Source organism: Echinicola sediminis, from assembly GCF_054777495.1.
Map to the genome: position 1 here is coordinate 14,991 of NZ_BAAHAP010000005.1, position 15,179 is coordinate 30,169.

6 protein-coding genes are annotated in these 15,179 nt (G+C 43.7%); all 6 read left to right on the forward strand.

Annotation, left to right across the window (positions count from 1 at the left end):
* Positions 1-388 precede the first annotated feature (388 nt).
* The 6 genes from ACYVAA_RS02240 (at position 389) to ACYVAA_RS02265 (ending at position 15,160) form a co-directional block, all read left to right on the forward strand.
* Positions 389-3,451 carry a SusC/RagA family TonB-linked outer membrane protein gene (locus ACYVAA_RS02240; RefSeq protein ID WP_460538403.1) on the forward strand — a complete coding sequence of 1,021 codons (3,063 nt, stop codon included), beginning with the start codon at positions 389-391 and terminating at the stop codon, positions 3,449-3,451.
* A gap of 2 nt (positions 3,452-3,453) precedes the next feature.
* On the forward strand, positions 3,454-5,055 hold the full coding sequence (locus ACYVAA_RS02245; RefSeq protein WP_460538404.1) for a RagB/SusD family nutrient uptake outer membrane protein: 1,602 nt from the start codon (positions 3,454-3,456) through the stop codon (positions 5,053-5,055).
* 463 nt (positions 5,056-5,518) lie between these two features.
* Positions 5,519-8,584 (forward strand): SusC/RagA family TonB-linked outer membrane protein, encoded by a 3,066-nt coding sequence (locus ACYVAA_RS02250; RefSeq protein ID WP_460538405.1) that lies wholly within the window; start codon positions 5,519-5,521, stop codon positions 8,582-8,584.
* Between the two features lie 2 nt (positions 8,585-8,586).
* Positions 8,587-10,188 carry a RagB/SusD family nutrient uptake outer membrane protein gene (locus ACYVAA_RS02255; protein WP_460538406.1) on the forward strand — a complete coding sequence of 534 codons (1,602 nt, stop codon included), beginning with the start codon at positions 8,587-8,589 and terminating at the stop codon, positions 10,186-10,188.
* 240 nt (positions 10,189-10,428) lie between these two features.
* Entirely contained in the window at positions 10,429-11,472 is a 1,044-nt protein-coding gene (locus tag ACYVAA_RS02260; RefSeq protein ID WP_460538407.1) for a LacI family DNA-binding transcriptional regulator, read from the forward strand.
* Positions 11,473-12,001: 529 nt separating this feature from the next.
* Positions 12,002-15,160: a SusC/RagA family TonB-linked outer membrane protein gene (locus ACYVAA_RS02265; RefSeq protein WP_460538408.1), complete on the forward strand. Its 3,159-nt coding sequence runs from the start codon at positions 12,002-12,004 to the stop codon at positions 15,158-15,160.
* Positions 15,161-15,179 lie beyond the last annotated feature (19 nt).

Here is a 15,179-nt window from a genome sequence, read left to right on the forward strand (position 1 = left end):
AACTTTATTTAATGTATTTTCAGTCGGAAAAGTCCAGATCAGGTCGTATTTCAACAGGTTTCAATACTGCTTGATCAGGGACATTCTTTGTGACGACTGAATGGTAGAAAGTAACAACTCTTGATAAGCGCAGGGTGAAGCAAAAATGCTTCTAATTTGGTTCGAAACCTCATCTCAGTGAATCAATTACACAGTAGAAAAGTCGGTAACCGATAGAGGCCTAATCAAACAGCTACCTTTCAAATCGCCCCAACACTAAAGGGTTGGCGATCAAAAACCCGAGTAATGTACTTGTTCATAGCCTTTTATACTGGGAGATGGTAATTCTTTGAATTGGGTCTGGAACCGAGTTTTATAAATCCAAATCTTAACTAAAACCCTAAATTCTATGAAAAAAGTTTTACTTACCATGTTATTCATGGTAATCTTGGCAGGGCCGTCCCTGATGGCCCAAACCAAGACGATAACGGGAACCGTTACTGAGTCAGGTAATGGAGAGCCGATTCCAGGAGTGAACGTTTTTATCAAAGGTACCGGCACGGGTACTTCTACGGACTTGGATGGTAATTACAGCCTTTCCAATGTCCCGGAGAATGCTTTGTTGGTGTTTTCATTTATTGGTTATACCTCCCAGGAGATTTCAGTGGAGGGCAGAAGTACCTTAGATGTCGCTCTTGCTCAAGATGCCGAGGAATTGGGGGAGGTAGTGGTAACTGCTTTAGGTATCAGTAAAGAAAAAGAGAAACTTGGCTATTCCGTGACGGAGGTTGGAAGCGAATCCTTGAACAAAGCGCGCGAAACCAATATTGCCAATTCCCTGGCGGGGCGTGTGGCCGGTTTAGTGGTAAAAGGCACCAGCAGTGGTCCAGGCGGTACCTCTAAAATTACCTTGAGAGGTTTGCCAAGTATCAGTGGTACAGGTTCACCTCTTTATGTTATTAATGGTGTTCCCATGGACAATTCCCAAAGGGGGTCTGCCGGTCAGTGGGGAGGTAGTGATAATGGTGACGGAATAGGAAACCTCAGTCCGGATGATATAGAAACCATGACCGTACTGAAGGGGCAAGCTGCATCCGCACTTTATGGATCAAGGGCCTCAAATGGGGTGATTTTAATTACTACGAAAAAAGGCAAGAAGGGAGGAGATTGGTCATTGAATTATACCATGAATTTTATGGCCGAGGATCCAATGGATTTAACCGACTTCCAGAATGTCTACGGGCAGGGCACAGGAGGCTCCAAGCCAGCCACGGCAGATGATGCCAAGACCACAGGCAGGCTTGCCTGGGGGGCAATGATGGATGGCAGTCAGGTGATTGGCTTTGATGGCAACCAGTACCCTTATTCACCTGCCAGTGAAAGTTATATTGATTTTTACCGGACAGGTACCAACTTCACCAATACCGTTTCGGTATCCAAGGGATTGGGAGATGAAGGGTCATTTAGGTTGTCACTTTCCAATCTAGATGCCAGGTCAATCGTTCCTAACAGCGAAGTGGAACGTTTGACAATTAACCTCAATGTGGATCAAAACATCACCGATAAGCTAAATGTGACCGCCATGATCAATTATATTGATCAGGATTCAAAAAATATTCCTTTTCTAAGTGACGGTCCCAAGAACCCCAATAATTTCCTGTTCCTGGCTCCAAATATAGATCATAACATATTCTCACCAGGCTTTGACCCGGATACTGGCGCTGAGATTGTTTTCAGTGATGATATCTTCGTGACCAACCCGTATTTTATCGTTAACCAAGGGGTGAATGACCTGGGAAGGCGCCGTACTATTTCGGCCCTCTCTGCCAAGTACAGCTTTACCAAGGATATTTATGCCATGTTGCGGATGGGGAATGATGTTTCCAATGATAAGTTTTTTGGAGTGGATCCATACGGACTGGCCTATACCGGCGGCCTACAAGGTGGATTGAGCGCAAGAGGACAATCAGAGCGAGCTGAGTTTAACCTGGATGGTGTTTTTGGCGCCAGAGTGGACCTTACCGAACTGATTGAGCTGGATGCCTTGGCGGGTGTGAGCTTGAGAAATAACAAGTTTGAAACCGTTGGGGTTGGTGGAAGCCGCTTTGTGCTTCCTTATTTGTATTCACCCTTCAACGTAGAAAATTTCTCCAGGTCCTATGATTATGATGAGCGGGAAGTTCATTCTGCTTATTATTCCTTGGGATTTGGGTACAAGGAGTTTCTTACCTTGACCACGACCGGCCGGTATGATATCTACAGTACCTTGCCCATCGACAACAATGACATCTTCTCGCCCTCAGTGACATTGGCATTTGTGTTTGACAGATTGCTGGATATTGATGTTTTGGAATTTGCCAAGTTGAGAGCATCCTATGCGGTGACCAGTGGAGAGCCGTTTGATGCCTATCAAACTACTTTCTACTATAGCTCAGCAAATGCCTATGACGGTATACCTGCGGGATCTTCTCCATTGTCCTTGCCCAATTTGTCGCTCAAGCCTTTCACCACCGATGAATGGGAGTTTGGTCTGGATCTAAGTTTCTTTGAGAATAGGTTGACCTTTGATGTTGCTTACTTTGATAAGACAACCCATGATGAGATCATGAATGCCAATTACAGTATCGCTTCTGGTTTCAACAGTGCCGTAGTAGCAACCGGGTCGACGAGCAATAAGGGGATAGAAGTTTTGGTTTCGGGAACACCTATCCAATCCCCAAGTTTTAGCTGGCGAACTTCGTTGAACTTTACCCATGTAAAGAATGAAGTGTTGAGTACCGATAATAACAACAATCCGGTCAATTTGGGGCAAAACAGGGCAACACTTGGTAATGCCGTAACTGCTTATGTGGTAGGTAAGTCAGGTCCTCAGATCAGGGCTTATGACTATGCGTACGATAATAACGGAAATATCATGGTGGATGAATCGGGTTTGCCTATCCGAGGGGCGCTAAAAGACTGGGGATCAGTTTTGCCGACTGTATTTGGCGGATGGAATAATGAATTCAACTTCAAGGGGGCTTCATTGTCCTTTCTGATAGATTATAACTTCGGAAACAATGTCCTTTCAGCCACAGAGTTTTATTCTCATTTCAGGGGATTGCATAAAAATACCCTTGTGGGCAGAGAGGAAGGGGTCGTGACGGACGGAGTGGTTGCCTCTGCTGAAAATTACTACAGGAGCTTGGTGCAAAATGTGACAAGAACCAGTGTAGTGGATGGGGACTTTATTAAGTTAAGGCAGGTCACATTGGGCTATTCCTTGCCCGCGAGATGGTTTGCCAATACACCGGTGTTTAAAGGGCTGGACATTTCATTGGTCGCAAGAAACTTGGCGATTCTGATGCGAAATGCCGACAATATTGATCCTGAAGCAAGCTTTGGCTCCAATATTAATTATACCGGTATAGAGGGAACCAGTTTGCCCAGTACCCGATCTTATGGCTTTAACCTTAACTTTAAATTGAACTAGTCATGAAAAAATACATCAGTATATTTCTAACAGGCATGTTGTTAATGGTTTCTGCCTGCGATGATGATTTCGAGGATATCAATACTGACCCTAACCAAGCAGATGGCAATTTGTTTGATCCCAATCTGATACTGCCGACGGTGTCTTTTAATTATGGCAATATGATGACCGGTTATACCGGAGCCATACTGTTCCAGAGTATGTGGGTTCAAGTAATGGCATCCACCACGACCGGAGGAGCGAACTATTATTCCAATGCCGATAAATATGTGCCTTCTGTAAATACCAACAGTTATATCCAAGGGGCTTGGAATGAAGGCTATTCGGCTGCTTCCAGGGTTTTTCAAATGCAAAGTTTAGCCATGGAAAAGGGCTTGACAAATTTGGAGGCAGTTGGGGGGATTTGGAAAGTGTTGACGCTTTCCTATGTGTCTGATATCTATGGGGATATTCCTTATTCAGAAGCACTCATGGCGGAATCGGGGATTACTCAGCCAAGATACGATGCCCAGGAGAATTTATATCCCATGATGCTGGAGGATTTGGAGGCTTCTATTTTGGCGCTCAATGCCGCCAACGATCCCATAAAAAATGATGTGCTTTATGGGGGTGATATCGATAAGTGGAGAAAGCTGGGCTATTCCATTATGCTGAGAATGGCAATGCGTTTAGTGGATGTAGATCCGACCATGGCCCAGACCTACGTGCAAAAAGCTATTGCAGGAGGGCTTTTTAGTTCCCCGGCTGACGAGGCAGTTCTTGTTTCTGATCAAGCAAACGGATATTCCAATTCCAGTGCGAATGCCTTAAATGTAGCGGATGATGTATATGAAGTGCGTTGGTCCAAAGTGCTGATAGATTATTTGCAAGCTCACAATGATCCTAGATTGCCCATAATTGCAGAGATTCCTCCAGCTGGTTTAGCTGCCAATAGAAGTGGTACACTGGTGGGGAATAATGACCCTGATGATCAGATAGGGATGCCCAATGGCTATGACCTCAAAGGGGAGGAAACCGACATTTCCAATGAGCCCAACTATCCGGGCCCAACCGGGGCAGGAGCTGATGTGGCGCCTATTGGAGGATATTCCCGTCCAACGGCCATTTATAGGGATAGAAATGCTCCGATTTTTATCCTTACCTATGCGGAGATCCAGCTGCTATTGGCAGATGCCAAAGTGCGGGGCTACAGTGCACCTTTGACCGCCAGTGAATATTATGCCAATGGGGTGATGGGGGCAATGACCACAATCGGAAAATTTGGAGGAGCATCCGTCGCAAACAGTGATGCCCAAGCCTATATCGCAGCCAATCCTCTGGATGTATCCAGTACAGAGAACGCCTTGAGGATGATCAATGAACAAATATGGGCGACCACTGGTTTACTTGCCAATTTTGTGGAGGCATGGAACAACTGGAAAAGGTCCGGGTATCCAGAGCTTACCCCTGTTAATTATACAGGGAACTTTTCGCAGGGCCAGATACCACGGAGACAGGTTTATCCCGCATCCGAAAGTACCACCAATCCAAGTAGCTTAGCTGATGCTATCTCAAGGATGGGAGGAGACACTTGGCTGGTGAAGGTGTGGTGGGATGTAGATTAAGCCACTTGTTGATGAAATTCCACTGAAGTAAAACTAACGTTCAAAAAGTCGCAGAAAACCATCTGCGACTTTTTTATTGTAATTTTTTTTGGAGGTGAGGAACAGTAGTTTACAATAAAAATAAACTAGTTAACAAGAGTTGCGAAATATTGTTTAATAAAATCCGAGTTTAATTAAAATAATTATTTTATCATGTTAAGTTAATAAAAAAAAAGGATTATCTTTTTTAGTTTTCAAACGATTTAATATCTTTAAAAACCTAACAGTGTTACCGCTAAAACAATTAAGTGAAGGTGATAAATGAATCATTTACCTTTTGTCATTTAATGGTTTTGATTTTGAATTAGGGGAATGTTTTGTGGATCCCCTTAAGACTTAGCGCCCGGATAAATACATCGTGTATTTTGAACTTGATTTTTCAAGTTTTTTAATGAGTAAACCTTAACTAAAACCCGTAAAATTTATGAAAAAGTATCTACTAACCATGTTTTGCATGGTGCTGTGGGCTGGCCATGCACTTATGGCCCAAACCAAGACAATTAAAGGGACAGTTACCGACGCAAGTAACAGCGAGCCCATCCCAGGAGTAAATGTTTTTATTAAAGGTACCACCACCGGAACATCTACAGATCTTGATGGTCAATATACCTTATCCAACATTCCGCAGGAGGCGACCCTGGTTTATTCCTTTATAGGATATTCTTCACAGGAAGTTTCAGTAGCAGGAAAGAGCGTTATAGACATTGCGCTGGCTCAAGATGGAGAGGAGCTGGGAGAAGTAGTCGTAACGGCTCTCGGTATCAGTAAAGAAAAAGAAAGATTGGGCTATTCCGTAACGGAGGTAGGAAGTGAGTCTCTGAATAAGGCCCGGGAGACCAATGTGGCCAACTCCCTAGCAGGTCGAGTGGCCGGGCTGGTGGTAAAAGGCACCAACAGTGGACCGGGAGGAACTTCTAAAATCACCCTGAGAGGACTTCCCAGTATCAGCGGTACAGGATCGCCATTGTATGTGATCAACGGAATTCCTATGGATAACTCCCAAAGAGGATCTGCCGGCCAATGGGGCGGAAGTGATAACGGAGATGGTATTGGTAACCTCAGCCCTGACGATATTGAATCCATGACGGTACTGAAAGGCCAGGCTGCCTCGGCCCTCTATGGTACAAGAGCTTCCAATGGGGTAATTATGATTACCACCAAAAAAGGTAAAAAAGGAGGAGACTGGTCTCTAAACTATACCATGAACTATATGGCGGAGAAAGCGGTGGACTTTACCGATTTCCAGAACGTATATGGACAGGGAACAGGAGGACAAAAGCCAACTACTGCTTCTGATGCCAGAACCACAGGCCGATTAGCTTGGGGAGCGAGAATGGACGGAAGCCAGGTGGTAGGATATGACGGTAACCAATATCCATATTCCCCTGCTAGCGAAGGATACATTGATTTTTATAGAACTGGATCTAACTTCACCAATACCGTGGCAGTGTCCAAAGGGTTAGGGGAGGACGGTTCTTTTAGATTGTCCTTGTCCAACTTAAATGCAAAATCAATTGTTCCCAACAGTGATGTGGAGCGTTTGAGCATCAACTTAAGCGTAGACCAAAATATTACGGAAAAATTGAATGTTACGGCCATGATCAATTATATCGATCAACAGTCCAACAATATTCCTTTCCTAAGTGATGGTCCTAAAAACCCGAACAACTTTTTGTTCTTGGCTCCAAATATTAACCATAATATTTTTGCGCCTGGTTTTGATCCTGTAACAGGAGCAGAGGTGGTCTTCAGTGATGATATTTATGTGACCAACCCTCACTTTATCGTCAACCAGGGTGAAAATGATTTGGGCAGACGCCGTACCATTTCTGCCTTGTCGGCTAAATACAGTTTTACAAAGGATATTTATGCTTTGGTAAGGTTAGGAAATGATGTTTCCAATGACAAGTTCTTTGGAGTAGACCCTTATGGGTTGGCTTATTCAGGGGACCTCAAAGGTAACTTGAGTGCTAGGGGACAATCAGAAAGGTCTGAATTGAACTTGGACGGTATCTTGGGAGCAAGGGTGGATTTGTCCGATAATTTCGAACTCGACGCGCTTGCCGGTGTAAGTATGAGAAACAATAAGTACGAGACAGTGGGAGTAGGTGGCAGCAGGTTTGTACTTCCTTACCTTTATTCGCCCTTCAATGTGGAAACCTTCTCCAGATCCTATGATTATGACGAAAGAGAAGTCCACTCGGCTTACTACTCTTTGGATTTTGGATATAAGGACTTCTTGACTTTAACTACTACAGGCCGTTATGACAACTATAGTACCTTGTATCCAATGGAGGATACCGGTATTTTCTCACCATCAGTTACAGCTGCCTTTGTGTTTGATCGTCTTTTGGATATTCCTGCTTTGGATTTTGGTAAATTGAGGTCTTCGTATGCTGTGACGAGTGGGGAACCATTTGAAGCTTATCTGACCAATTTCTATTATAATTCCGCCAATGCTTACAATGGCGTGCCTGCAGGTTCTTCTCCATTGTCCCTGCCCAATTTGTCTCTGAAGCCGTTTACTACAGATGAAGTGGAATTTGGATTGGATCTGAGCTTCTTCAAAAACCGTCTGGCCTTTGATATTGCTTATTTCAACAAGACTACCCATAATGAAATCATGAGAGCTGACCTTAGTGTGACCTCTGGTTTTACCAGTGCGGTGGTAGCGACCGGTTCCACTAATAACAAGGGGCTAGAGGTTCTTGTATCAGGTACCCCTGTTCAGACACCAAGCTTTAATTGGAAGACCTCCATTAACTTTACCAATGTGCAAAATGAAGTGTTGAGCACAGATAATAATGACAATCCGGTTAACCTAGGTCAAAACAGGGCCACTTTGGGCAATGCTGTGACGGCCTTTGTGGTAGGCAAAGCAGGTCCTCAGATCAGGGCATACGACTATGCCTATGATAGTGAAGGAAACATCATGGTGGACGAAGCCGGTCTTCCTGTCAGAGGAGAACTTAAAGAGTGGGGTTCGGTATTGCCAACCGTTTATGGGGGCTGGAATAACGAGTTCAATTATAAAGGGATTTCTTTTGGCTTCCTGATTGACTACAGCTTTGGAAATAAGGTGCTTTCTGCCACTGAGTTTTACTCCCATTTTAGAGGGTTGCATAAAAACACTTTGGTAGGCCGTGATGGCGGAGTGGTGACTGATGGTGTTACGGCATCAGCAGAAGACTACTATAGGGCCCTTGCGCAAAATATAACCAAGACCAGCGTAGTAGATGGGGATTTTGTCAAATTGAGACAACTTACTTTGGGATATTCATTGCCAGAGAGATGGTTTGCAAGTACGCCAGTGCTTAAAGGGCTGGATGTTTCATTGGTGGCCAGAAACCTGGCTATCCTGATGCGTCATGCAGAGAACATAGACCCAGAAGCTAGTTTTGGTTCCAATATCAACTATACAGGTATAGAGGGAACCAGTTTGCCTAGCACCAGATCTTTTGGGTTTAATCTTAACTTCAAATTGAATTGATCATGAAAAGATATATAAGCATATTTCTAACCGGCCTATTTTTGGCAGTTTCTGCCTGTGATAGCAACTTTAACGAAATCAATACAGACCCCAACCGAGCGGATGGGAATGTATTTGACCCCAACCTGATTTTGCCTACCGTATCCTTTGACTACGGGAACATGATGACGGGCTATACCGGAGCCATATTGTTTCAAAGTATGTGGGTGCAGGTAATGGCCTCTACTTCTACGGGGGGAGCCAATTATTATTCCAATGCAGACAAATATGTTCCTTCAGGAAGTACGAACAGTTATATCCAGAATGTTTGGACCAACGGTTATTCAGCTGCATCAAGGGTTCATCAGATGCAAAGCCTTGCCCTGGAGAAAGGCCTTACCAACCTGAATGCTGTTGGGGAAATCTGGAAGGTGCTTTGTCTTTCTTTTGTGTCCGATGTGTACGGAGACATTCCATATTCCGAGGCATTGCAGGCGGAAGCAGGGATTACCCAGCCGAAGTACGACAGCCAATCAGCACTTTATATGGCTATGTTGTCCGACTTGGATATTGCTCTTGGAGCACTGAGTGATGGAGGAGATGAGATAAAGAACGATGTGCTATATGGAGGTGATTTGAATAAATGGAGAAAGTTTGGGTATTCTCTGATGCTGAGAATGGCCATGAGGTTAGTGGATGTAGATCCAGCAACAGCCCAAAGCTATGTGGAAAAGGCAGTGGCCGGTGGAGTTTTTACCTCTGCGAATGATGAAGCGGTTTTGGTTTCAGACCAAGCAAATGGCTATTCAAATTCCAGCGCGAATGCCTTAAATGTGACAGATGATGTATATGAGGTGAGATGGTCCAAAAATTTGATTGATTATTTGAAATCCACTGATGATCCAAGGTTGTCTATCATTGCCGAAGTACCGCCTGCAGGATTGACTGCCAATAAAAGCGGAACAGTGGTGGGTAATAATGATCCTGCCGTCCAGGTTGGAATGCCCAATGGATATGATCTTAAAGGTGGTGAAACGGATATTACCAATGAGCCTAATTATCCAGGCGCTACGGGTTCTGGAGATGATGTTGCTCCAATAGGAGCCTACTCTAGGCCGACGGCTATTTACAGGGATAGGGACGCACCGGTGTTCATTTTGACCTATGCTGAGATCCAGTTTTTGTTGGCAGAAGCAGCTGTTAGGGACTATAATGTCCCCGGAAATGCTGCGGATTATTATGCTGCGGGCTTAGCAGGAGCAATGACAACCATCGGTAAATTTGGTGGAGATATGGTCACCAGCGGTGAGGCAGCCGATTATGTGGCGAACAATCCATTGGATATGAGCAGTGAGGATAACGCATTGCAAATGATCAATGAGCAGATTTGGGCCACTACAGGGATGCTGGCCAATTTTGTGGAATCTTGGAACAACTGGAAAAGGTCTGGCTATCCTGAGCTGACACCTGTAAATTATTCAGGTAACTTTTCTCAGGGTCAGATTCCGAGAAGACAGCCCTATCCGGCTTCTGAAAGTACAACCAATCCAAACAGTTTAGCCGATGCAATCGCCAACATGGGCGGTGATAATTGGTTGATCAAGGTTTGGTGGGATGCTGAGTAGTCAATATCCTATATAGAAAAAAAGGGTTGCCATTTGGCAACCCTTTTTTTGTTCAAATCTCCTAGCTTCAAAGGATTAGCAGGTTTTACAAGGCTTTTCTATCACCTTGCTAAATCAAATCAGCAAGGCTTATATTATCCCTTTTAAGGTGAAGTCTTTACAAAAAATGGCTATATTTGATAATTAGCGGAATTTATGTGAAATGAAAAAAAGCTGTTGTTCAGAGCTTAATTAATTGGAATGCAAAAGAAAAAACACTCAATAAAAGCCATTGCGAAAGAGCTTAATGTTTCTGTTACAACGGTTTCTTTCGTGCTAAACGGTAAAGCAGAAGAAAACAGGATCAGTCAGAAATTGATAGACAGGGTCCAGGCCTATGTAAAGGAAATAGGTTATTATCCCAGCCAATTGGCAAAGAGCTTAAGAACAGGAAAATCCAATATTATTGTGTTTATGGTGGAGGATATATCCAATCCCTTTTTTGCTACGATTGCCAAGCTAATTGAGGACAGGGCCTTTAAGGATGGATACAAAATCATTTATTGTAGTACCAATAATGATCCCGAAAAAACCATGGGACTGATCAGGATGTTTAAAGACCTGCAAGTCGATGGCTATATCCTTACTCCTCCGGTAGGAATGAATCCCAAACTGATCGACGAGCTTTCAAAAGAAAAAAATCCATTGATTCTGTTTGATAGGTATTTGAATGATGTGGATTGTAGCTATGTGGTGATCGATAACTTTCAAGGTGCTAAACTGGGACTTGATCTGTTCTTGGAAAATGGCCTGAAACAAATAGGATTTGTTACGTTGGACAGTGATCAATCGCAAATGCATGACAGGCATGAGGCCTACCAGCAAATGTGTCAGGCCCGAGGAATCAAAGAAAGGATTCTGAAGATCCCTTTTGATACCTATTCTTCCCTGGAAACGGAGAAGGTTCTGGAAAAGTATTTTCTGGAAAACAAAGAGCTGGAAGCCGTGTTTTTTGCTACCAACTACCTTGCCATGAAAGGGATGCAGGTCATGAAGCAACTGAAGATCCGAATCCCCGAAGATTTGGCGGTGATAGCTTTTGATGACAATGAGTTTTTTAAATTTAATACCCCATCCGTCACCAGTGTGGTGCAGCCCAAAGAGGAAATCGCCCAAAATCTGATTCAATTGATGTTTAGGGAAATTAATACCGATTTAGAAAAAAGAAAGCCAAGCAAAGTGGTGCTTCAGGCTTCACTGAAAGAAAGGGAATCTTCAAATAAGAGCTTAAAGGTCAGTAAATAATAGGGGAGTCTTCTTGGAAATGGTACAACACCACGCGGGACGGATGTAAGTTGAAGCGTGGTGTTTATGTATGTTATCCACTACCATGAATATTTCCACCGTATTTATCATAATTATAAAGCTGAACTATTTTAGCAGCACCAATTTTACGTTTTTCAGTTTTTGAATGTCTAATTTTTATAATTTCTAACAAATAGGATCAATAGTTGAAGATTTTTTAAATAATGTGACTGGTGTGAATAGATTTTTTATAAGAATGAGAGTATTATTTTTTTAAGATAAAATAGACTGATTTTTCCAGTTGTTTTATTGGCGATATGAATTACATTTTTGGTTGTGTGTTTAGTTTTTGAATAATTCGCTGGCCTGTTTTAGGAAATCAGTTTTTTATAACTCGGTTTTGCATTTTGGCTAAATGCATTTAGCTTTGGTCCTCGGTTGATGAGCTGAGGAAGGCCATTTTTAGGATAGGCCAGGGACTGCCCATCTACCATTTTCAAACTATTATAAAACCCAAACCCAAAATTGCATGAACAAAAAGCTGTTTGCTACTATCGGGCCTGATAGTAGGACAAAACCAAGTTTTAATGGATCAAGGGGCGGCATTTTGCTGATGTTGCTCTCTGGAGTGATCGGATCCTTCTCCTATGCGGAAGGAAAGGAACTTGTTCCCAAGGAGCATCTTGCCCCCGGTACAAGTAAAGTTATTCAAAGCATAGCCAAGGAAGTGACCGGAACGGTGATAGACGAGTCTGGGGAGCCGTTGCCGGGGGTATCCATCCTCGAGAAAGGCACCACCAATGGGACTGTCACTGATCTGGACGGAAAATTCCGAATCAATGTGAATTCCGATCAATCGGTGCTTGTGTTCAGTTTTATAGGAATGGCTACACAGGAGGTTTTGGTCGGTAGCCAGTCTGATATAGGCGTAACCTTGGTTTCTGATTCGGAAGCATTGGATGAGGTAGTTGTCGTCGGCTACGGTATTCAGAAAAAATCCGACTTGACAGGTTCTGTCGGTGTGGTAAGTGGAGAAGATCTGCTTAGGGAGCCGGTGGGCAATGCCCTTCAGGGACTTAAGGGAAAAGTAGCCGGTGTGAACGTGTTTTTGAACTCCGGCGCTCCTAATAGTAGCCCTAGAGTAGTCATTAGGGGCTTAGGTACCATCAACTCTGATTCTTCGCCGCTTTATGTAGTGGATGGAGTGGTGATGGAAAACATCAGTTTTGTAAACCCCAATGATATCCAAAGCATGGAGGTGCTTAAAGATGCCTCTTCCACAGCCATCTATGGGTCTAGAGGGGCCAATGGGGTGATCTTGATCACCACCAAAAGAGGTTCCAAAACAGAAGGGGTAACCATTGGATACGATGGATTCGTAAGTGCTGGAGTGATGGCCCGAAAAATGGATGTCATGAATTCTTCCGAGCTTTTGGAGGTCATTAGGACAGGGTTTGAAAACTACCCGAAGTACAACGACGGTACTCCTCCTGTGTTTACAGCGAATGATCCTGATCTGTTTGATGCCAATGGTAACCCGCTTTATAATACGGATTGGCAGAAGGAAGCCACGAGGACGGCTTTCTCCCAGAACCATCAGCTATCTATCCAGTCCAAGGGTGAGAAATCCTCTTTGGGGGCTTTTGTAAATTATGCCAGGATGGAAGGTGTCATGTTGGAAAGTTGGTTAAACCGGTTGAATGCAAAGATCGCATATGATACCAAGCCGAAGGATTGGGTTTCTTTGGGCTTCAACCTGATGGTCAATAAAACCTCTGAAAACAGTGTGGAAGAAGGAGGAGGTAGTCAGGTTCCCCGGAGAACTATGCTGGAAATGCCTTCGTTCTTTCCCGTAAAATTCCCTGACGGAACCTGGAGCAACTCCTCGATGATTTCGGATCCCTATAATCTAGAGCCAATGGCCAATCCGGTGCACGTGTTAAAGACGCAGGAAAGGCTTCGGGACAGAACCCAGTTGTTTGGTAATGTCTTCACTACTTTTCACCTTATGGAAGGTTTGGATTTGAGGACCCAGTTTGGTTTCGATCTTCATGACAACAATTATAGAAATTATTATCCTACTGATTTGATGAATATATCCAGTCCGTTGGGATTTGCTTCTATTGAAGACCAAAGAACCAGCTATTGGCAGGAAGAGACCTACTTGACTTATATCAAGGAATTGGGACGTCATAGAATCAATGCCGTCTTGGGACTTAGCTGGCAGGAAAGGACCTATGAGGGGAATTACATGGATGCGAGAGGTTTTTCGGATGATTTCTTCAAGTATAACCGTATACAGGCTGCCAGCCAACCGGGAGCCCCAACTTCCGGTTACAATAAATGGAGCATGAATTCCTACTTTTTGAGAGGAAGCTATACTTATGATGACAAATACCTGGTGACTTTGACCACAAGGGTGGATGGTTCTTCCCGATTTGGGGAAAATAACAAGTACGGCGTCTTCCCTTCTGTAGGGTTGGGCTGGGTACTGAGCAATGAAGACTTTATGGAAAGTGTTCAAAGTATCAATGAATTGAAATTGAGAAGTAGTTTTGGAATCACCGGTAATACGGAGATTCCGATGTATCAATCTTTGGGTACCGTCTCTGCAGGTACTGTTTTGATCAATGGGAGCCGTGTATCTGAAAGCTATGTGAACCGCCTTCCCAATCCTGATCTGGGCTGGGAAAAAACCAAGCAATTCGATGCAGGTATAGATCTGGGGATTTTGGATGGCAAAGTTTCCTTTGCATTTGATTACTACTATCGATTAACTACCGACTTGTTATTGGATAGACCTGTACCGTATTCTTCAGGTTTCTCTGCAGTAAGGGATAATATCGGATCTGTTTCCAATAGGGGTATTGAAGCCTTGGTAAGGGCCTTTCCGGTAAGTTCTCAGGACCTTTCTTGGGAAACTTCCTTGAATTTCAACTATAACAAAAACAGAATTGAGTCCTTGGGTGAAAATGACGAGGATATCTTTCCTGGGCCAAACTGGGTGTCTGGTAGCCAGACCATCTTGAGAGTAGGTGAGCCTCTTAGCTCATTCTGGGGTTACAAAAGATTGGGAACTTGGGGTTCTGACGAAGTAGATGAAGCTGCGGCTGTAGGAGCAGTGCCTGGTGAGGCTAAACGATCTGAGCAGCGACATATCATCGGTAATGGACTTCCTGACTGGACCGGTAGTTTTACCAACAGCCTAAGGTATAAAAACTTTGATTTTACCTTGGACCTTCAGTTTGTCTACGGTGTTGACATCCTTCAGCAGTATTTCCATTCCATCGAAGATAGGTCCGGCATAGCCAACGGTTTGAGAAGCATCCTTTATGATGGATGGACTGAAACCAACCAGGACACTTTTGTCCAGCAGATCAGAAATCAGTCATACAGTGGCCAGAACAGCCAGGTGGATGATCATTGGGTAGCTGATGGCTCTTACCTGAGAGGTAACCTGATTTCTCTTGGATATACATTTGATAATGAAGCATTGGAAAGATTGCACCTTAGAAATCTTAGAATTTATACCAGTGTGCAAAATGCATTCTTAATCAGCTCTAAGGATTTCAAAGGGTACGATCCGGAAGGTTCTTCTTGGGGAGGAAACCAGTGGGGACAGAATATTTTCTTCTTCCAATATCCTAAGCCAAGAACCTTTACTATGGGTTTGAGTGTACAATTTTAAACGCTAAGATTGATAGAAG